Source organism: Actimicrobium sp. GrIS 1.19, assembly GCF_035984655.1.
Taxonomy (GTDB): Bacteria; Pseudomonadota; Gammaproteobacteria; order Burkholderiales; family Burkholderiaceae_D; genus Actimicrobium.
In genome coordinates, this window is the sequence record NZ_JAXCHT010000002.1 from 49,788 (window position 1) to 69,232 (window position 19,445).

16 protein-coding genes are annotated in these 19,445 nt (G+C 60.3%); 13 read left to right on the forward strand and 3 right to left on the reverse strand.

From position 1 onward, the window contains the following. Positions 1 to 172: 172 nt before the first annotated feature. The 10 genes from scpB to RCH09_RS02045 all read left to right on the forward strand — a co-directional run bounded on the left by scpB (position 173) and on the right by RCH09_RS02045 (position 12,365). Complete coding sequence (scpB, locus tag RCH09_RS02000; RefSeq protein ID WP_326939357.1) at positions 173 to 958, forward strand: SMC-Scp complex subunit ScpB; 786 nt, start codon at positions 173 to 175, stop codon at positions 956 to 958. Beyond that, entirely contained in the window at positions 945 to 2,735 is a 1,791-nt protein-coding gene (rluB, locus tag RCH09_RS02005) for a 23S rRNA pseudouridine(2605) synthase RluB (protein ID WP_326939358.1), read from the forward strand. Before scpB ends, rluB begins: the two co-directional genes overlap by 14 nt. Positions 2,736 to 2,757: 22 nt before the next feature. Then, on the forward strand, positions 2,758 to 2,991 hold the full coding sequence (locus RCH09_RS02010; protein ID WP_326939359.1) for a hypothetical protein: 234 nt from the start codon (positions 2,758 to 2,760) through the stop codon (positions 2,989 to 2,991). After that, positions 2,969 to 3,454 (forward strand): ribosome maturation factor RimP, encoded by a 486-nt coding sequence (rimP, locus tag RCH09_RS02015; RefSeq protein ID WP_326939360.1) that lies wholly within the window; start codon positions 2,969 to 2,971, stop codon positions 3,452 to 3,454. The genes RCH09_RS02010 and rimP overlap by 23 nt, the downstream gene beginning before the upstream one ends. Beyond that, entirely contained in the window at positions 3,451 to 5,010 is a 1,560-nt protein-coding gene (gene nusA, locus RCH09_RS02020) for a transcription termination factor NusA (RefSeq protein WP_326939361.1), read from the forward strand. Before rimP ends, nusA begins: the two co-directional genes overlap by 4 nt. Before the next feature lie 50 nt (positions 5,011 to 5,060). Continuing rightward, on the forward strand, positions 5,061 to 7,880 hold the full coding sequence (gene infB / locus RCH09_RS02025; RefSeq protein WP_326939362.1) for a translation initiation factor IF-2: 2,820 nt from the start codon (positions 5,061 to 5,063) through the stop codon (positions 7,878 to 7,880). 177 nt (positions 7,881 to 8,057) lie between these two features. Continuing rightward, positions 8,058 to 8,447 carry a 30S ribosome-binding factor RbfA gene (rbfA, locus tag RCH09_RS02030; protein WP_326939363.1) on the forward strand — a complete coding sequence of 130 codons (390 nt, stop codon included), beginning with the start codon at positions 8,058 to 8,060 and terminating at the stop codon, positions 8,445 to 8,447. Between the two features lie 8 nt (positions 8,448 to 8,455). Continuing rightward, positions 8,456 to 9,388 (forward strand): tRNA pseudouridine(55) synthase TruB, encoded by a 933-nt coding sequence (gene truB / locus RCH09_RS02035; protein ID WP_326939364.1) that lies wholly within the window; start codon positions 8,456 to 8,458, stop codon positions 9,386 to 9,388. A 135-nt stretch (positions 9,389 to 9,523) separates the two neighbouring features. Then, positions 9,524 to 11,356: a translational GTPase TypA gene (gene typA / locus RCH09_RS02040; RefSeq protein ID WP_326939365.1), complete on the forward strand. Its 1,833-nt coding sequence runs from the start codon at positions 9,524 to 9,526 to the stop codon at positions 11,354 to 11,356. Between the two features lie 100 nt (positions 11,357 to 11,456). Beyond that, positions 11,457 to 12,365: a DMT family transporter gene (locus tag RCH09_RS02045; RefSeq protein WP_326939366.1), complete on the forward strand. Its 909-nt coding sequence runs from the start codon at positions 11,457 to 11,459 to the stop codon at positions 12,363 to 12,365. Here the strand turns inward: RCH09_RS02045 and RCH09_RS02050 are convergent. Then, positions 12,347 to 13,690 (reverse strand): aspartate aminotransferase family protein, encoded by a 1,344-nt coding sequence (locus RCH09_RS02050; protein ID WP_326939367.1) that lies wholly within the window; start codon positions 13,688 to 13,690, stop codon positions 12,347 to 12,349. The genes RCH09_RS02045 and RCH09_RS02050 overlap by 19 nt on opposite strands. A gap of 167 nt (positions 13,691 to 13,857) precedes the next feature. On the opposite strand from RCH09_RS02050, the gene dusA reads away from it, so the two are divergent. The 3 genes from dusA (at position 13,858) to RCH09_RS02065 (ending at position 16,973) form a co-directional block, all read left to right on the forward strand. Beyond that, positions 13,858 to 14,868, forward strand: a complete 1,011-nt coding sequence (gene dusA / locus RCH09_RS02055) for a tRNA dihydrouridine(20/20a) synthase DusA (RefSeq protein WP_326939368.1) — start codon at positions 13,858 to 13,860, stop codon at positions 14,866 to 14,868. A gap of 170 nt (positions 14,869 to 15,038) precedes the next feature. Beyond that, positions 15,039 to 15,488, forward strand: coding sequence for a BON domain-containing protein (locus RCH09_RS02060; protein WP_326939369.1), 450 nt, complete (start codon positions 15,039 to 15,041; stop codon positions 15,486 to 15,488). A gap of 96 nt (positions 15,489 to 15,584) precedes the next feature. Further along, positions 15,585 to 16,973, forward strand: a complete 1,389-nt coding sequence (locus tag RCH09_RS02065; protein WP_326939370.1) for a sigma-54-dependent transcriptional regulator — start codon at positions 15,585 to 15,587, stop codon at positions 16,971 to 16,973. 31 nt (positions 16,974 to 17,004) lie between these two features. Here the strand turns inward: RCH09_RS02065 and RCH09_RS02070 are convergent, their stop codons facing one another. Together RCH09_RS02070 and zwf are read right to left on the reverse strand one after the other, a co-directional pair. Beyond that, positions 17,005 to 17,889, reverse strand: coding sequence for an SIS domain-containing protein (locus tag RCH09_RS02070; protein WP_326939371.1), 885 nt, complete (start codon positions 17,887 to 17,889; stop codon positions 17,005 to 17,007). A 68-nt stretch (positions 17,890 to 17,957) separates the two neighbouring features. Beyond that, positions 17,958 to 19,427, reverse strand: coding sequence for a glucose-6-phosphate dehydrogenase (gene zwf / locus RCH09_RS02075; protein ID WP_326939372.1), 1,470 nt, complete (start codon positions 19,425 to 19,427; stop codon positions 17,958 to 17,960). Positions 19,428 to 19,445 lie beyond the last annotated feature (18 nt).

Consider the following 19,445-nt stretch of genomic DNA (forward strand, 5'->3'; position numbering starts at 1 on the left):
GAAAGTCGGCACAACGCGGTCAACTGGCATTTTTCAGGTGCGCTTATCTTCCAGAAGTGGGCGCCGGAACGCAACATCAACAGGTTCTCTGACCGGACAATCGTCTTCAATGATTGTCGTTGATATACATTTCTGCAAAACCGTTACTCGATACGCTGGACACGAATCACGAATGAATACCGCTGAGGCCAAAAAAGTCCTCGAAACCGCCTTGCTGTGCGCGCATGAGCCATTGTCAATCAATGACATGAAGAAGCTCTACGTCGATCAGGACGGGCGTGGCGAAGAAGTCGGCGCCGACACGATCCGCGCGATGCTCGAGCAGCTGCGCGTGGACTGGGCCGACCGGGGTATTGAAGTGGTCGCGCTGTCGACGGGCTGGCGCTTCCAGAGCCGCCCCGAAATGAAAATGTATCTCGCGCGCCTGAATCCCGAAAAGCCGCCGAAATATTCCCGTGCGACGCTGGAAACCCTGGCCATCATTGCCTATCGCCAGCCAGTCACGCGCGGCGACATCGAAGAAATCCGTGGCGTCACCGTAAATTCGCAAACCATCAAGATGCTGGAAGATCGAAGCTGGGTGGAGTCGATTGGTCATCGTGACGTACCCGGGCGACCGGCCTTGCTGGCCACCACCCGACAGTTTCTCGACGATCTCGGATTGAGCTCGCTGGACCAATTGCCGCCCTTGCAACAGACCGCAAAAGGCGCCATGCAGGAAGGATTTCTGGAACAGCTGCAGGCGCTGGAAACCGAATTACCAATCAACCTCGACCAGGGCGCGATCGATTTTGCGGTTGCCGAAGTGGCGCTCGACGCCGCCGGGGTCGACGAAGCAGAAGCAACAACAATGGCACCGGTCCAGTCAAGTTCCGAAGCCGATCCACAACTGCCTGACATAACGGTCGATACCGCATCGACACTGCACATTAAAGAATCGAACAATGAACCCGTCTAATCCAAGCGATCTGAATCCGACCGACACGCCATCCGCCGACGCCGCCGAAGTGAAGGCGCCGCGCAAGCGTGCCAGCCGCGCCAAGCCGCCGGCCGATAAAAGCGTGACGGAGGTCGTTGCCGTCGAAGCGGTGCAGCAGGTCGCGCCGAGCGCTGACCAATCGAGCGCGCCAACCGCTGGCGGCGAGGACGGTGCGCCAGCAGCGCCCCGTCGCGCCGTACGCGGACCACGCAACCTGCGCCGCAATCGCCCACCGGTCGAGCGCGCTGACGCAGCGCGCGAACAGACGCCTGGCGAAGCAACGGTCGAGGCGACGCCGGGCGAGCCCAGTGATCTGGCAGCGATCCGGCCGCCACGCCAGCACACCCCGCGCGAACCGCGCGAACCGCGTGCCCGTTCCGGCGAAGAACGCAGCAAGGGTCAGAAGCCCGCGCAAAAGTCCCGGCAGAAGCCAGGCGGCGCCCCGAACCGTGGCGGCGCGCGCGGCCCTGATGCGGATTCCGTCTTTTCATTCGTCACCTCCGATGCATTCGACGCGGCCGACGATGCCACGGCCGAAGGCCAGCGTGGCGCTCGCCCGGCGCCACCGAAAGCGGTGCGCCGCGATCTGACCGCCGACGACGATGCGCCAAAATTGCACAAGGTGCTGGCCGAAGCCGGACTGGGTTCACGCCGCGACATGGAAGAGCTCATTGTTGCCGGGCGCGTGTCCGTCAATGGCGAGCCGGCGCACATCGGTCAGCGCATTCTTGCCACCGATCAAGTCCGTATCAATGGCAAGTTGATCCAGCGGCGCGTCAGCAAGAAGCCGCCGCGCGTGCTGGTCTATCACAAGCCGGCCGGTGAAATCGTCAGTCACGATGACCCGGACGGCCGTCCGTCGGTGTTCGAGCGCTTGCCCAACATGAAAGCCGGAAAATGGCTGGCGGTCGGGCGTCTCGACTTCAATACCGAGGGATTGCTGTTGTTTACCACCTCCGGCGACCTGGCCAATCGGCTGATGCACCCGCGTTATGGCATCGACCGCGAGTATGCCGTGCGCACGCTGGGCGAACTTGAGGAAGGCATGCGCCAGAAATTGCTGGCCGGTGTTGAACTCGAAGATGGGCTGGCGCAATTCTCGCGTGTCGCCGATGGCGGTGGCGAAGGCGTCAACAAATGGTATCGCGTGACCATCGGCGAAGGCCGCAATCGGGAAGTGCGCCGAATGTTCGAGGCGATCGGTCTGACGGTGTCGCGCCTGATCCGTACCCGCTACGGTGCGTTGGTGTTGCCGCCAAACCTCAAGCGTGGACGCTGGGAGGAAATGGACGAGCATGCGGTGCGCGACCTGCTGAAAATCAGCGGGCTCGAAAAAACCGTTGGCAAGCACGAGCCATCCAAAGGTCGGGTCGAGCATCAGGATGCGCAGGGCGGCGTCAACGGCAATCGTGTCGAGCGGACACCAGCATCGCCGCGCAGCAGCGGGCCAAACGGCAACCGCAGTACCGGGCCCGACCAGGGGCAGGGCACGTGGCAGGGCAAGGGACGTACGGGGCCACCGCGCGGACCAGGCGCGCCGACCGGCCAAGGCCAGGGTCAAGGGCGTCCGGGCGGCGCCAAACCTGCGCGCAGTCGCCAACCCGATCCCCTGCAGACCGCGCTCGGCTATCCGGGCATGGGTCAGCCACGGCGCAGTAATGGCCCCGGTCGGGGTGGGCAGGGCTCATCCGGCCAAGGCGGGCAGGGCGGCTTTGGTGGCAACCAGGGCATGCCGCGCCGCCGCACCAAAGGTTGATGTTGCAACGCGGGCGTCCCATTTGTTCATTGCGGCGCACAGGGTATTCGTTTATACTTCGCCAGTTAAAAAAGTCGCCGAAACAGCAAGTTCAAGAATAAGAACAGCCGGCGATGGCAACAATAGAAGATGGGCAGATGCCCATTTTTTTTTTGCTGATCGGTTTGTAGTGCTTATTATTGTGGTCTGGTTGTCTGGTGGCGGATTGTCGCTGCCTCATTCGGAGAATGCCCTTGCAGTTGCTGGATTTAATTGAAAAAACCGTCGTTGGGATGGAATACGAGCTGGTCGATTTCGAGCAGGCCGCACGCGGTCTGCTGCGCGTATACATCGATTTTCCGCCCGAGCAGGCTGAGCGCGGCATGATCACGGTCGAAGACTGTGAAAAAGTTTCGCATCAGTTGCTGCATGTGCTGACGGTTGAAAATGCGATTTACGAGCGGCTTGAAGTATCGTCGCCGGGACTAGACCGTCCGCTGAAGAAGCTGGCGGACTATATGCGTTTTGCGGGACAGGAAGCAATTGTCAAGCTGCGCATGCCGATGCCCGGTGCGGCCAGCCGCAAATCGTTTCAGGGCCTGTTGCAGGCGCCGGATGGCGATAAGTTAAAGTTGGAATTTGAAGGAAAAGAAGGTCCGGCGATGCTTGAGTTTGCGCTCGCCGACGTGGACAAGGCACGCCTGGTGCCGAAAGTGGATTTTAGGAGTCGCAAAGCATGAGTCGCGAAGTTTTATTGTTGGTAGATGCGCTGGCGCGCGAAAAAAATGTCGACAAGGATGTCGTCTTCGGAGCGCTGGAACACGCGCTGTCGCAGGCCACCAAGAAGCGTTATGAAGGTGACGTCGACATCCGGGTCACGATTGATCGCGAAACCGGCATCTTCGAATCGTTTCGTCGCTGGCACGTGGTGCCGGACGAAGCCGGTTTGCAACTGCCGGATCAGGAGATCCTGCATTTCGAGGCGCTTGAGCAGATCAGCGATATTGAAGTCGACGACCACATCGAAGAGCCGATCGAGTCAGTTGAATTCGGTCGCCGCTTCGCACAGGACACCAAACAGGTCGTGCTGCAACGCATTCGCGATGCCGAGCGCGAGCAAATCCTGGTCGATTTCCTTGAGCGCGGCGATTCACTCGTCACCGGCACGATCAAGCGCATGGAGCGCGGCGATGCAATCGTCGAGTCCGGCAAGATCGAAGCACGTCTGCCGCGCGACCAGATGATTCCGAAAGAAAATTTGCGTATCGGTGATCGCGTCCGCGCCTTCATCCTGCGCATCGATCGCAATGCGCGCGGCCCGCAAGTGATCCTGTCACGCACGGCCCCTGAATTCATCATGAAACTGTTCGAACTCGAAGTCCCGGAGATCGAACAGGGCTTGCTGCAGATTAAGTCTGCCGCCCGTGACGCCGGTGTGCGCGCCAAGATTGCGGTCTTCACCAGCGACAAGCGGATCGATCCTATCGGCACCTGCGTCGGCATGCGCGGTTCACGTGTCCAGGCTGTGACCGGCGAACTCGGTGGCGAGCGCGTGGATATAGTGTTGTGGTCGGAAGATCCTGCGCAGTTCGTCATTGGTGCGCTGGCACCGGCGAATGTGTCCTCGATTGTGGTCGACGAAGAAAAGCACGCGATGGACGTGGTCGTCGATGAAGAGAATCTGGCCATAGCAATCGGTCGTGGCGGCCAGAACGTGCGTCTGGCAGCCGAACTGACCAACTGGCAGATCAACATCATGACGGCGGAAGAATCGGCCAGCAAGTCGGCCAATGAAACTGCCGCAGTGCGTGCGCTGTTCATGGAAAAACTCGATGTCGATCAGGAAGTCGCTGACATCCTGGTCGATGAAGGTTTCGCCAGCCTGGAAGAAATCGCTTACGTGCCGATCAGCGAAATGCTGGAAATCGAATCGTTCGACGAAGACACCGTCAATGAATTGCGCACCCGTGCCCGCGATGCGCTGGTCACCGAAGCCATCGCCTCCGAAGAAGGTCTCGAAGGCATGGATGACGGGCTTGCCACGATGGAAGGCATGGATCGGGTTACTGCAGGCAAGCTTGGCCTGGCCGGCATTAAAACCCTGTCCGCTTTTGCGGCGCTGGCGTACGACGAGTTTGGTGCGATTCTGGCTTTGCCGGCGGAACGTGCACGGCATTTGATTGACAATGAATTTAAAGATGTGACCGATGAAGAGATGAAGCTCATCGATGCCAAGTACGATGATCGTGTCAAGGCGCTGCAAGCCAAGGCATGGAACCTCGCGGAAACAAAATGATCCGAGAAGTTCTTATATCATCGACCGCGCCACATAGAAAAGAGGACTGAATGGCGAGTAACAACGTAGCCCAATTTGCGACCGAGCTGAAGATGCCGGCTGATTTGCTGTTGACTCAGCTGCGCGCTGCTGGCGTAGAAAAAAGCACGAGTGACGATGCATTGTCCAAGGATGACAAGGACAAGCTGCTGGATCATCTGCGGCGCGCGCATGGCGTGGCGACCGACAGCGAGAAAAAGAAAATCACGCTGACCCGCAAGGAAACCACCGAGATCAAGCAGGCTGACGCTACTGGCAAGTCACGCACGATCCAGGTCGAAGTTCGCAAGAAACGCACCTTTGTACAGCGCGATGAAACCCCGGTCGCGCCACCTGTCGTGGTTGCGCCCGCTGCGCCCGTCATCGACGAAGCAGAAGTTGCCCGTCGCGCTGAAGAAGTGCGTCGCCAGGCCGAGCTGATTGCGCGCCAGGAAGCCGACCTGCGCGAGAAGCAGGAACATCTCGCCAAACTCGAAGCCGACAAGATCGCCCATGCCAAGGCGGTCCACAAGGCCGAACTCGAAGCGCAAAAAGCCGCGCTGGTCGAAGCGCCGGTGCTCATTTCCAAGCCTGATGAAACCGAAGTCGACGAGAAGAAGCGCGCCGATGCCGAAGAAGGCAAGAAAAAAGCAGCGCAGGCAGCCAAGGATGTAGCCCGGGAAGCAACGGAAAAAGCCGCTGCCACCGAGCGCGCCCGCAAGGTCGTCGCCGACGAAGTCGCCCAGATCAAGGCCATGATGAACGCGCCGCGTCGCGCCATCAAGGCACCTGAGCCGGTTGCCCCTCCAGTCGTTGCCAAGGCGCCGGAAGGCACCCTGCACAAGCCGGCCGACAAAAAGCCTGGCGATAAAAAGGACGAGAAGAAGCCGGTCGTCGCGGTCGACAAGAAATCGATCAAGTCAGCCAACGTCTCATCGACCTGGCAGGACGACGCCAAGAAGCGCGGCGCAGGTATCAAAACCCGCGGCAACACCGGCGGTGCACGCGATGCATGGCGCGGTGGTCCGAAGGGCCGTCGTCCATCGCATGGCGGTGACGAGCGCGAGTCGAACTTCCAGGCCCCGACCGAAGCCGTCATCAAGGATGTGCTGGTGCCGGAAACCATTACTGTCGCCGAATTGGCGCACAAGATGGCAGTCAAGGCGTCCGAGGTCATCAAGCATTTGATGAAGCTGGGCCAGATGGTCACGATCAATCAGGTGCTGGATCAGGAAACCGCCATGATCCTGGTCGAGGAAATGGGCCATACCGCGCATGCGGCCAAGGCTGACGATCCGGAAGCGCTGCTTGAAAACGGCGCCGAGCATGTCGATGCTGAAATGCTGCCGCGTGCCCCGGTCGTGACCGTCATGGGTCACGTCGATCACGGCAAGACCTCGCTGCTGGATTACATCCGTCGCGCCAAAGTGGCGTCGGGTGAAGCCGGCGGAATCACCCAGCATATCGGTGCGTATCACGTCGAAACACCGCGTGGCATGATCACGTTCCTTGATACGCCAGGCCATGAAGCCTTTACCGCAATGCGTGCCCGTGGTGCGAAGGCAACCGACATCGTGATTCTGGTGGTTGCCGCCGACGATGGCGTGATGCCGCAGACCAAGGAAGCGATTGCGCATGCCAAGGCAGCCGGCGTGCCGCTGGTGGTGGCGATCAACAAGATCGACAAACCGGGTGGCAATCTGGATCGCGTCAAGCAGGAACTGGTCGCTGAGCAAGTGGTGCCGGAAGAATACGGCGGCGAATCGCCGTTCATCCCGGTGTCCGCCAAAACCGGCGAAGGTATCGATGCGTTGCTGGAAAACGTGCTGCTGCAGGCCGAAGTGCTGGAACTGATGGCGCCGGTGACTTCCCCGGCCCGTGGTCTGGTGATCGAAGCCCGACTCGACAAGGGACGCGGTCCGGTCGCGACCATCCTGGTGCAATCAGGTACCTTGCGCCGCGGCGACGTGGTGCTGGCTGGTTCGGCATACGGACGTGTGCGTGCCATGCTCGACGAGAATGGCAAGGCCATCAGTGAAGCCGGTCCATCGATTCCGGTCGAAATTCAGGGTCTGACGGAAGTGCCGGTCGCCGGTGAAGAAGTCATGGTCATGATCGACGAGCGCAAGGCCCGCGAGATTGGTTTGTTCCGTCAAGGTAAATTCCGCGACGTCAAACTGGCCAAGCAACAGGCTGCCAAGCTGGAGAACATGTTCGACCAGCTGGCCGATGGCGAAGTCAAGAACCTGCCAATGATCATCAAGACCGATGTGCAGGGTTCGCAAGAAGCGCTGGTGCATTCGATGCAGAAGCTGTCGACTTCCGAAGTGCGGGTGCAGGTGGTCCATGCGGGTGTCGGTGGCATTACCGAATCCGACGTCAATCTGGCCGTCGCCTCGAAAGCCGTCATCATCGGCTTCAACACCCGCGCCGATGCACAGGCACGCAAGCTGGCCGAAGCCAATGGCGTTGACATTCGTTACTACAACATCATTTACGATGCCGTGGACGAAATCAAGGCGGCGATGTCGGGCATGCTGGCGCCGGAAAAGCGCGAGCAGTCACTGGGTCTGGTCGAAATTCGCCAGGTCCTGCTGGTCAGCAAAGTCGGTGCGATTGCCGGTTGCTATGTGCTCGAAGGCCTGGTGCGTCGCGGCGCGTCGGCGCGACTGTTGCGCGACAACGTGATTCTGTGGACCGGCGAAATCGATTCGCTCAAGCGCTTCAAGGACGACGTCAAGGAAGTCAAGTTTGGCTTCGAATGCGGCCTGACCCTGAAGAACTTCAACGACATCAAGGAAGGTGACCAACTGGAAATCTTCGAAGTCACGGAAATCGCCCGTACCCTGTAATCACGCGCTGTCAGCACGTGCAAGTAACGCAGGCCTCGTTGGCTGCATGATGTCAAGACGCGAAGGCGTAACATCATGTGGTGATCGAGGCCTGATTCATTTTCAGAGCAGCATCTCGACGGGCAATTGAACCGGCCACCGGCCTGTTATCCCGGCGAATTTTCAGAGTTACCCATCATGGCAAAGCACAGCAAAACCATCCCAGTTCGCGGTATCCGCGTGGCCGACCAGATCCAGCGTGACCTGGCCGAGATTCTCGCCTACGAACTGAAAGATCCGCGCGTCGGCATGATCACCGTGACCGAAGTGCAATTGACGCCTGACTACGCGCACGCGAAAGTCTTCTTCACGATGCTCAGCGATGACAAGGAGGCGATTCAGAACACCGTCGCCGGGCTCAAGCAGGCGTCCGGATATATCCGCGGCCAGCTCGGTCGGCGCCTGACGGTGCATACCTTGCCTGAGCTGCATTTCGTGCACGACACCTCGACGTCGCGCGGCATCGAATTGTCGCGTCTGATCGACGAGGCCAATGCGACCCGTTCCAAAGACGACGGGCAGGCCTGATCGTCGCAATGGCCAGCTTTCCCCCGAAAAGAAGACGCGTGCCGGTGCACGGCGTGCTGTTGCTGGATAAATCCGCCGGCCATTCCAGCAACGACGTGCTGATCAAGGCCAAGCGCCTGCTCAACGCCGAAAAGGCCGGACATACCGGCACGCTCGATCCGTTTGCAACCGGTTTGCTGCCCTTGTGCTTTGGTGAAGCAACCAAGTTCGCGCAGGATTTGCTCGATGCCGACAAGACCTACGAAACGGTCGTCCATCTGGGCCAGCGCAGCGACACCGGCGACACCGAGGGTGAGATCGTCGAGACGCTGCCGGTCGACGTCTCACGCGAGCAGATCGAGCGCGTTCTGGCGCAATTTCGCGGTCCGATCAATCAGGTGCCGCCGATGTACTCGGCCCTGAAGCGCGACGGCAAGCCGCTGTATGAATACGCGCGCGCCGGCATTACGCTGGAGCGGGAAGCACGGCCGGTCATCATCCACCTGCTGGAGCTCCTTGATTTCCAGACGCCTTTCCTGACCCTGCGCGTGCGTTGCAGCAAAGGCACCTATATTCGCGTGCTGGGCGAAGAGATCGGTGCGGCGCTCGGCTGCGGCGGGCATTTGCAGGCGCTGCGCCGCACCCAGGTCGGCGCACTGTTGCTGCACAACGCAGTGACGCTGGAGCAATTGGCCGATAGCGCAGAAGACCAGCGTACTGCCTTGCTTGCGCCGGTCGATGCACTGCTGGCGAGTTTTCCGATCCTGTCCTTGCCGGATGAACTGGCGCGTCGTTTTCTGCACGGCCAGCGCATTTCGCTCGGCAAGGAAGAGATCGCGTTGCCGGCAACCGACGGACGCGTGCGCGTCTATCGCACCAGCGACAATGGTTTGCTGGGCACCGGTCAGATGCAGGAGTTCGGCGTGCTCGCCCCGGAACGCCTGATTTCAACCGCGCTGTAATGGCCCGCAGTCACACTCAGCGAAAAGTCACACGCCAGACTTAATTCGTGCACCGCAGCATGTTACAATGCGCGGTTTTCCGAATTAAGCACTGATTCAGTATTTACCTCCGCAAGAATTAAGCCCACAAAGATCATGTCAAATACAAAACGCGCCATCCGTAACATCGCCATCATCGCTCACGTTGACCATGGCAAAACCACTCTCGTTGACAAGTTGCTGCGTCAGTCGGGCACCTTCCGTGACAACCAGCAAGTCGATGCCCGCGTGATGGACTCGAATGATCTGGAAAAAGAACGCGGCATCACGATTCTCTCCAAAAACTGTGCCGTCGAATACGAAGGCACCCACATCAATATCGTTGACACCCCAGGCCATGCCGACTTCGGTGGTGAAGTCGAGCGCGTGCTGTCGATGGTCGACAGTGTGCTGCTGCTGGTCGATGCGCAGGAAGGCCCGATGCCACAGACCCGTTTCGTCACGCGCAAGGCGCTGGCACTCGGTTTGAAGCCAATCGTCGTGGTCAACAAGATCGATCGCCCGGGCGCCCGTCCGGAGTGGGCCATCAACGCCACCTTCGAACTGTTTGACAAACTCGGCGCGACCGAAGAACAACTGGATTTCCCGGTCGTGTTCGCCTCGGCGCTGAACGGCTATTCGAGTCTCGATTCGTCGGTTCGCGAAGGCGACATGAAGCCGCTGTTCGACGCAATTCTGCGCCACGTTCCAGCGCGCGAAGACGACCAGGACGGTCCGTTGCAATTGCAGATTTCGTCGCTCGACTATTCGTCGTATGTCGGCAAAATCGGTATCGGCCGCATCACCCGTGGTCGCGTGCGCGGCCTGCAGGACGTGATCATCATGAACGGCCCTGACTCCACCCCGATCAAGGCGCGTGTCAATCAGGTGCTGAATTTCAAGGGTCTCGATCGCGTGCTGGTCGATGAAGCCGTTGCCGGTGACATCGTCCTGATCAACGGTATCGAGGAACTCGGCATCGGCACCACTGTGTGCTCGCCAGAGCTGCCAGATGCGTTGCCAATGCTGATCGTTGACGAACCAACCCTGACCATGAACTTCATGGTCAACAATTCCCCATTGGCCGGTCGCGAAGGCAAGTTCGTTACCAGCCGTCAGTTGCGCGAGCGTCTTGATCGCGAACTGAAAGCCAACGTCGCGTTGCGCGTTGCGCCGACCGACGACGATACGATTTTCGAAGTCTCGGGTCGCGGTGAGTTGCATCTGACGATTCTGATTGAAAACATGCGTCGCGAAGGCTTCGAGCTGGCCGTATCGCGTCCGCGCGTGGTGTTCAAGATGGTCGATGGCGTGCGTCACGAGCCGTTCGAACTGCTGTCGGTTGACGTCGAAGAAGTCAACCAGGGCGGCGTGATGGAAGAACTGGGTCGTCGTCGTGGTGACCTGCAGAACATGGAATCCGACGGCAAGGGACGCGTGCGTCTTGAGTACCGCATTCCAGCCCGTGGCCTGATCGGTTTCCAGGGCGAGTTCATGACCCTGACCCGCGGCACCGGTTTGATGAGCCACATTTTTGACGAATACGCACCAGTCGACAACAGCAAGGGCGAGATGGCTGCCCGTCGCAACGGCGTGCTGATTTCGCAGGACGATGGCGCAGCAGTGGCCTACGCAATCTGGAAACTGCAGGATCGCGGCCGCATGTTCGTCGTGCATAACGATCCGGTCTACGAAGGCATGATCATCGGCATTCACTCACGTGACAACGATCTGGTGGTCAACCCGATCAAGGGCAAGCAGCTGACCAACGTGCGTTCGTCCGGTACCGATGAAGCGGTGCGCCTGGTGCCGCCGATTCAGATGTCGCTCGAATACGCAGTGGAATTCATTGCCGATGACGAGCTGGTCGAAATCACGCCAAAAAGCATCCGTCTGCGCAAGCGCTATCTGAAAGAGAATGAGCGCAAGAAGGCCACCCGCGACGCGTAATTGTCGATGGTGCGTCGGTGTGTCCTGCCGACGCTTTCAAAAGCCCGCTGCCGGTCGATTTGTTCGATCTCCAGCGGGCTTTTCATTTCAGGTGACGCCCATGTCTTTGCTAGCTTCCTCTTCGTTCTCGCACAACCGTGCCGTGCTGGTCATGATCTGCGCCGCGACGCTGTGGAGTATCGCCGGTGTGCTCACGCGTCATCTTGAGGTCGCCCGGGGCTTTGAAGTCACGTTCTGGCGCAGTCTCTTTGCCGCCGTGTTTGTCGTCGGCGCCTTGCTGTGGCAAAAGCGCGGGCGCGCCGTCGCCAATGTGCTGGCGCTTGGTCCGGTCGGGTTGCTGTCGGGGCTGATGTGGGCGGTGATGTTTTGCTGCTTCATGATTGCCCTGACCATGACAACCGTGGCCAACACGCTGGTGGTCATGAGCATTTCGCCATTGCTGACGGCGCTGCTGGCGTGGGCCTTGCTGCGACAGAAAATTGCGGCACGCACCTGGCTGGCGATTGCGGTTGCCTTTGTCGGGATGGTGTGGATGTTCGTACGCGGGATGGCGCATGTCAGTGCCGGGCAGTTGCTGGGCATGGGCATCGCACTGGGTGTGCCGCTGGCATCCTCGATCAATGTGATCGTGCTGAAGAAGGCGGGCGCGCGCGTCGATCTGATTCCGGCGGTGCTGGTGGGTGGCCTGGTATCGGCATTGCTGATGTTGCCGTTGAGCCTGCCGATGCAGGCGTCGGCCCATGACATCGGCATCCTTGCCATCCTGGGCTTCTTTCAGCTGGGCTTTCCGTGCATGCTGATGGTGGCCGCTTCGCGCTCGCTGGCCGCGCCGGAGATCGCATTGCTGGCCCTCATTGAAGTCCTGCTCGGTCCGATCTGGGCCTGGCTCGGCGCCGGTGAAGTCCCGGCCAACGAAACGCTGGCCGGCGGCGCGCTGGTGGTTGCCGCGCTCGTGTTCAACGAACTGGTTGCGCTGCGCCGTCCTGCCAATCAGGCCAGTGCGGTCTGAGGCGCTGGCACGGCTTGTTGTGCCTTGAGGAGCTCGGCCAGTGCGCCAAACAATTGGTCGATCTGCGCCTTCTCGATAATCAGCGGCGGTGACAGCGCAATGATGTCGCCGGTGGTGCGGATCAGGACGCCTTTTTCCCAGAACGCTTTCAGGAACACGTCAAACGCCCGCGCGCCCGGTTTGCCCGGAACGCCGTCGAGCTCGATGCCGCAGACCAGTCCCAGATTGCGGATGTCCTTGACGTAGGGCAGGCCGCGCAGACTGTGGGCCGCCTGCTCGAAGTAGGGCGCCATCGCGTTGGCCCGCTCGAACAGTTGCTCGTCCTTGTAGACCCCGATGGTGGCCACGGCGGCTGCCGCCGCCAACGGGTGGGCGCTGTAGGTGTAGCCGTGGAAGAATTCGATGCTGTTGTCGGGCGCCGCACTCATGAATGCATCATGAATATCCTGCCGCACAATGACTGCGCCCATTGGCACGGTGCCATTCGTCAAGCCCTTGGCGCAGACGATCATGTCCGGCACAACGCCAAAATAATCGCTGCCGAACGGCGCGCCAAGTCGTCCAAAACCGGTAATGACTTCATCAAAAATCAGCAGGATGCCGTACTTGTCGCAGATGGCGCGCAGCTTCTGCAGGTAGCCCTGCGGCGGTACGATGACGCCGGTCGAGCCCTGCACCGGTTCGACGATGAGGGCTGCCACGGTGGCCGGGTCGTGCAAGGCCAGCAGGCGCTGTTCAAATTCATCGGCAATGTCGCCGCCATGTTCCGGCAAGCCCTTTGAAAAGGCATTCTTGCTGATATTGAGCGGATGGCGCAGATGGTCCACCGCCGGCAGCGACGGGCCGAAATGTTTCCGATTGCCGGCAATGCCGCCGACGGCGATGCCGCCAAAGCCCACGCCGTGGTAACCGCGTTCGCGTCCGATCAGGCGATGCCGCATCCCGTCACCGCGCACGCGGTGATACGCCAGCGCAATCTTGAGCGCGGTGTCGACGCCCTCCGATCCATCATTGCAAAAAAACACCCGGTTCAATCCCTCCGGCGCAATCGATACCAGGGCACTGGCGGCTTCGAATGCCACTGGATGACCCATCTGGAACACCGGCGCAAAATCCATCTTGCCGGCCTGCGTGCGAATGGCCTCGACGATCTTTGGATTCGCGTGGCCGGCGTTGCAACACCAAAGACCGGCTGTGCCGTCCAGAATCTGTCGTCCGTCGTCGGTCGTGTAGTGCATCCCGGTGGCGGCCACCAGCATGCGCGGCGCGGCCTTGAATTGACGGTTTGCCGTAAATGGCATCCAGAAATGATCGGTATTGAGCATGGGCGGCAATGTAAGAGGGGAATGAAGCCATGCTAAACCGATTGACCGGTCAGCGCCATGATTTCGGACAGGCATTCCATCCAATGGACTTGCCAAAACGCGATAGCACGACAGGCAAGCCCAAACTGCCGCATAATCCCAACCTCGGAAAAAACATTGAAACAATAATGGAATCAAACGCTTATCGTGGCCGTCGGGTCAGCGTGGCCCCGATGATGGATTGGACAGACCGGCACTGCCGCGTCTTCCATCGTCAGATTTCGCGCCATACCTGGCTGTACACTGAAATGGTCACCACGGGCGCGCTGGTGCATGGCGACGTGGCGCGCCACCTCGATTTCAATGACGAGGAGCATCCAGTCGCGCTGCAGCTTGGTGGCAGCGATCCGGCCGACCTGGCCCACAGCGCCCGGCTTGGCGAGCAATGGGGATATGACGAGATCAACCTGAATTGCGGCTGTCCGTCCGAGCGCGTCCAGAAAGGCGCCTTTGGCGCCTGCCTGATGGCCGAGCCGACGCTGGTCGCGGATTGCGTCAAGGCGATGCGCGACGCGGTGTCGATCGACGTCACCGTCAAGCACCGCATCGGGATCGACAACAATGAATCCTATGGTTTCATGCGCGACTTCGTCGGCGCCGTGGCCGATGCCGGTTGCCGAACCTTTATCGTGCATGCCCGCAATGCGATCCTCAAGGGTCTCAGCCCGAAAGAAAACCGTGAGATTCCGCCGCTGCGCCATGACGCGGTGTACCAGCTCAAACGCGAATTTCCCGACCTTGAAATCATCCTGAATGGCGGCGTCAAAACCCAGTCCGAGATCGATTTGCACTTGCTGCATGTCGACGGCGTCATGCTCGGCCGCGAGGCCTATCACAACCCGTATTCGATGGCCGGGTTCGATGCGAAGTATTACGGTGATGCGCGGCAACCCCGGTCTCGCGCCGAGGTCATCGCGGCAATGCTGCCGTATATCCGCCAGCAGTTGCAGGGTGGTGCGGTCAAGGGCGGCCCGCGCCTGAACAGCATTACGCGCCACATGCTCGGCTTGATGACCGGCCTGCCAGGTGCGCGCAGTTTTCGGCAGACATTGTCGGACTCGAAGCGCCTCGCCAGCGGCGACCCGGCCTTGCTGCTGGCCGCGCTGGAGCGCATGGATCCAACCTTGATGGCGGCATGAGCCGGTACTAGACTGATTGTGACCGATGCCTGAACACGGTCGCGCGATGCGGCTGGGCGGTTTGCCATTGGAAATACAAGTCGCATCGCTTCTTGTGCAGGATCAAAGCTGGCAAACCGACCCGACGGTAACCTGATTGAATCGCTGGCTCCATTCGAAAAGGAATACACATGACGACGGCTTTGCTTACTCGCCCATACGCCTCGGTACTCGCACTGGCTTGCCTTTCCATTCTCATGCTGGGCGGTTGTGATCGCCGTCCGGTCACCGACCAGTCCGGCGCACCGTCTTCCGACGCGTCGAAAAGCAGCGGCGACTCCGCCAGTGCCCCAATGGCAAAAGCGCCCGAGACAGCACCAACCCCCGCAGCGGCGACCCCGGCTCCCGTTGCGTCCGCCGGGGCAGTGATTGACGACAGCATCATTACGACCAAAATCAAAACGGCGCTATTGACCGATCCTGTCGTCAAGGGCAGTGAGGTCAGCGTGGAGACCGACAAGGGCGTCGTCGTGCTCAGCGGCACCGCCGCCACCGCCGATCAGATTGAACAGGCAAAGAAAATTGCCGGTGCGGTCGACGGTGTGAAGTCGGTCGACAACAAGATTGCACTGAAAAAATAGCGCGTGATCTTGCCAATGCCAGCGCTGGACGCAGCGGTCGGGTGGACGGTGCCCTGAGCTGCGGAAGTGCGCGGCTTTTCGAGAGGCTTGACCATCATGGTGCACGCACTGATTGTCGATGACGACGTCAATACACGCGAGGCGCTTTTTCAAATCGTCAGCGCCGAGGGCTTCGTGACAAGTCTGGCTGGCAGCATTCGTGATGCGCAGATTCAGATCGGACGGCAACGTCCCGATCTTGTGCTGATCGATTTGAGACTGCCGGACGGCAATGGCATCGATCTGTTCAACGATATCAAGCTGCGCGACAGCACCGAGATTGTGCTCATCACGGGCTATGCCAGCGTCGAAACGGCAATCGATGCGTTGCGCCTGGGGGCGACCGACTATCTGACCAAGCCGATCAATTTTCGACGTCTCAAGGGGCTGCTGTCGCGGGTTCCGCGCGCGATGGATTTTTGTGACGATGGCGGCGCAGCGGTGAATCCGCTGGCCGACCGACACAGCCCCGGGCCCATGAGCGGCAATTCCTCTGCGATGCAACAGTTGCAAGACCAGATCGCACGGGTGGCGCGAACGGATGTACCGGTTCTTCTGCTCGGCGAAAGCGGCACCGGCAAGGAATTGGCTGCGCACGCCATTCACGACCAGAGCCGGCGTCGCAATCACCCGTGCATGCCGGTGAACTGCGGTGCGATCTCGCCGCAGCTGATCGAGAGTGAAATCTTCGGACATGAGAAGGGCAGTTTTACCGGAGCCGATCGCCAGCACAAAGGCTATTTCGAACGGGCCAGCGGTGGCACCCTGTTTCTCGACGAAATCACGGAAATGTCACCCGATCTGCAAGTCAAGTTGCTGCGGGTGCTGGAAAACGGCAGCTTCATGCGCATTGGCAGCACGCAGGAAATCGAGACCGATGTGCGTCTCGTTGCCGCGACCAATCGTGAGCCCGAAGAAGCCATCGCGGCAGGAAAATTGCGACTCGATCTGTACCACCGCCTGAACGTCTTTCCGTTGAGGCTGCCGCCATTGCGGGCGCGTGATGACGATGTGATCCTGCTGGCCCAGGAATTTCTCGGTGACTTGAATGACCTGCACGGCACCAACCGGATTTTTTCCCGGGACGCGCTTGCCGGCCTGAAGAAATACCATTGGCCCGGCAACGTACGCGAATTGCGCAACTGCGTGCAACGTGCGTTCATTTTGTCGGACGAGCGCATTGACACCGTGGCGCCGTCAGACAGCCTCGCCGCGAATCCACTCACCGGACCAACGCTGGCAGTATCGGTCGGCATGTCGTTGGCCGAAGTGGATCGGCAGTACATTTTTGCGACGCTGGCACTGTGTGGCGGCGTGAAGAAACATGCTGCCGAAATGCTCGGAATCAGTTTGAAGACGCTGTACAACCGGCTCGAAGGGTATGGTCATGAGGAGCGCATCGGAGCGGCGCCGCCGCCGAGTCGCCCCATCGTGTTGCGGCCCTGACGACGCGCGATACGCGCCTGCCACGACGCATCTACTGTGCGTCGCTATCGACCTTGTGCGGAGTCCGCAGGAACGAATCGAACTGCATGTCGATTTTCTGCAATGCCTTCTGCGCATTTTGCATCTGCTTGCGAAACTCTGGTCCGCGCCGCAAGGCCAGACCAACTGCAAGAATGTCGATCACCACCAGATGTGCCAGTCGCGCCGAAATCGGCGTGTAGGGGTCGGTATGAAAATGCAGATCGATCGGCACCAGCACGGTAGCCAGTTCTGCCAGTGGCGTGCCGCTCGGCGATAACGCAATCACGTCCGCGCCAACCTTGCGTGCCAGTTGCACGCTGCGTAGCAAGGCCACGCTGTTGCCGCGCTGCGAGATGGCAACCACCACGTCACCTTTCTTCAGCAGTGCGGCCGAGATGCTGTGAATGTGCGGATCGGAATACGCAACTGCCGGCACGCCGGAGCGGAAGAACTTATGCTGCGCATCGATGGCGACCACGCCGGACGATCCCTGGCCGTAAAACTCGATCTTCTGTGCGCGCGCCAGCAGGATCAATGCGCGTTCGATGGCGTCTGGATTGAGTGTGTTGCGCAGGTCCAGCAGCGCATTGATCGAGCGACTGCAGATCTTGGTGACAAGATCGGAGGCCAGATCGCTTTGCGTGAGGTTTTCGTCGGCGCCGGGCAGCGCTACGGCCATGGCCTGCGCCAGCTTGAGCTTGAATTCCTGCCAGCCATCAAAGCCGACGGCGCGGCAAAATCGCACCACGGTCGGCTCGGACACCAGCGCACTCTTGGCCAGGGCGGTGATGTTGCCGGAGATCGCCTGGGTCGGGTCGCGCAGCACGGCCAGTCCCACCTTGCGTTCCGATTTGGACAAGGAGTCAAGTTGGGTTCGAATCGAGTCAAGCAGCATACCAGCGACAATCCTTATCGGTTGCACGACATCCCGTGCGGTCATTTCGTCCGGAGCGGGTCGGCAGCTTACATCTCGGGCAGCGCTTCTTCGCGCCACTGCAAACCGTCGCGGCCGATCAGCGCGCTGGCGGCAGCCGGACCCCAGGTGCCGGCGGTGTACGGAATCGGTTCGTTCTCCTCCTGCTCCCATTGCTCCAGAATCGGCTCGACCCATTCCCATGCCGCCTCGAGTTCATCGCTGCGCATGAACAGCGTGAGCTGGCCGCGCAGGACGTCCAGCAGCAAGCGCTCGTAGGCATCCATGCGCGGGGTCTTGAAGGTCTCGCGGAAATCCAGTTCCAGATCCACCGGCTTCAGACGCATGCTGTCACCCGGCGTCTTGGCCATCAGATTCAGATGCAGGCCTTCATCCGGTTGCAGCCGGATGACCAGGCTGTTGGGCTGGAAGCTGCCGGTGGATTGCGCAAAGATCGAGTGCGGAATCGCCTTGAAGCGCACCACGATCTCGGCCAGCTGATCGGCCATGCGTTTCCCGGTGCGCAAATAAAACGGCACGCCGGCCCAGCGCCAGGTATCGATCTCGGCCCGCACCGCGACAAAGGTCTCGGTCTGCGAATCAGGATTGGCGCCGGGTTCCTTGCGGTAGCCGGGCACCGCCACGCCATTCACGTGGCCGGCGCGGTACTGGCCGCGCACCACGTTCTGTGACAGGGTGGCGGGCGTGAATTTTTTCAGCGAGCGCAACACCTTGAGTTTCTCATCCCGGACCGCGTCCGGCGTGATCAAGGTTGGCGGTTCCATCGCGACGATGCACAGCAACTGCAGCAGATGGTTTTGCAGCATGTCGCGCAGTGCGCCCGAGGTATCGTAGTAGCCGGTGCGACTGCCGACGCCGATTTCCTCGGCGATCGTGATCTGCACATCGGAAATCCATTCGCGGCGCCAGAGCGGCTCGAACAGCACATTGCCAAAGCGCAGCGCCAGCAGGTTCTGCACCGCTTCCTTGCCCAGGTAATGATCAATCCGGAAAATCTGCTCCTCCGAGAAGACGCTGCCAACGTCGGCGTTAATCTGCTTGGCGCTTTTCAGATCGCGTCCCAGCGGTTTCTCGAGCACCACGCGCGAGTTTGGCGTGGCCATGCCGCAGGCTGCCAGATTCAGGCAAATGGTGGCGAACAGTGTCGGCGGGGTGGCCAGATAAAACACCCGGGTCAGGCTGGCATCGTCACGCACCGCGGCGACCAGCGCGGCGTAACCGTCGGGACTGCTGGCATCCAGCGCGACATAGGTAATGCGCTGGCAAAAGCGCTGCCAGATCGTCGCATCCATCACCGCGGTGACATGCGGCTTGGCGTTGGCCTCGACGGCGTCGAGAAATTCGGCGGTGCTCCAGTCATGCCGTCCGACGCAGATGATGCGCGCGCCGGCGGGCAAATCCCGGGCACGGTCGCGTGCATACATCGCGGGCAGCAACTTGCGCATGGCCAGGTCGCCACCGCCGCCAAACAGAACGAGATCGAAATCGGTAAGTGCCATAGTGGAGAGTCGTCAGTG

What these genes read in the sequence shown, in the direction of transcription:
- scpB (WP_326939357.1), top strand. Translation starts at nt 173, where the DNA reads ATGAATACCGCTGAGGCCAAAAAAGTCCTCGAAACCGCCTTGCTGTGC.
- rluB (WP_326939358.1), top strand. Translation starts at nt 945, where the DNA reads ATGAACCCGTCTAATCCAAGCGATCTGAATCCGACCGACACGCCATCC.
- nusA (WP_326939361.1), top strand. Translation starts at nt 3,451, where the DNA reads ATGAGTCGCGAAGTTTTATTGTTGGTAGATGCGCTGGCGCGCGAAAAA.
- infB (WP_326939362.1), top strand. Translation starts at nt 5,061, where the DNA reads ATGGCGAGTAACAACGTAGCCCAATTTGCGACCGAGCTGAAGATGCCG.
- rbfA (WP_326939363.1), top strand. Translation starts at nt 8,058, where the DNA reads ATGGCAAAGCACAGCAAAACCATCCCAGTTCGCGGTATCCGCGTGGCC.
- truB (WP_326939364.1), top strand. Translation starts at nt 8,456, where the DNA reads ATGGCCAGCTTTCCCCCGAAAAGAAGACGCGTGCCGGTGCACGGCGTG.
- typA (WP_326939365.1), top strand. Translation starts at nt 9,524, where the DNA reads ATGTCAAATACAAAACGCGCCATCCGTAACATCGCCATCATCGCTCAC.
- RCH09_RS02045 (WP_326939366.1), top strand. Translation starts at nt 11,457, where the DNA reads ATGTCTTTGCTAGCTTCCTCTTCGTTCTCGCACAACCGTGCCGTGCTG.
- RCH09_RS02050 (WP_326939367.1), bottom strand. Translation starts at nt 13,690, where the DNA reads ATGCTCAATACCGATCATTTCTGGATGCCATTTACGGCAAACCGTCAA.
- dusA (WP_326939368.1), top strand. Translation starts at nt 13,858, where the DNA reads ATGGAATCAAACGCTTATCGTGGCCGTCGGGTCAGCGTGGCCCCGATG.
- RCH09_RS02060 (WP_326939369.1), top strand. Translation starts at nt 15,039, where the DNA reads ATGACGACGGCTTTGCTTACTCGCCCATACGCCTCGGTACTCGCACTG.
- RCH09_RS02065 (WP_326939370.1), top strand. Translation starts at nt 15,585, where the DNA reads ATGGTGCACGCACTGATTGTCGATGACGACGTCAATACACGCGAGGCG.
- RCH09_RS02070 (WP_326939371.1), bottom strand. Translation starts at nt 17,889, where the DNA reads ATGCTGCTTGACTCGATTCGAACCCAACTTGACTCCTTGTCCAAATCG.
- zwf (WP_326939372.1), bottom strand. Translation starts at nt 19,427, where the DNA reads ATGGCACTTACCGATTTCGATCTCGTTCTGTTTGGCGGCGGTGGCGAC.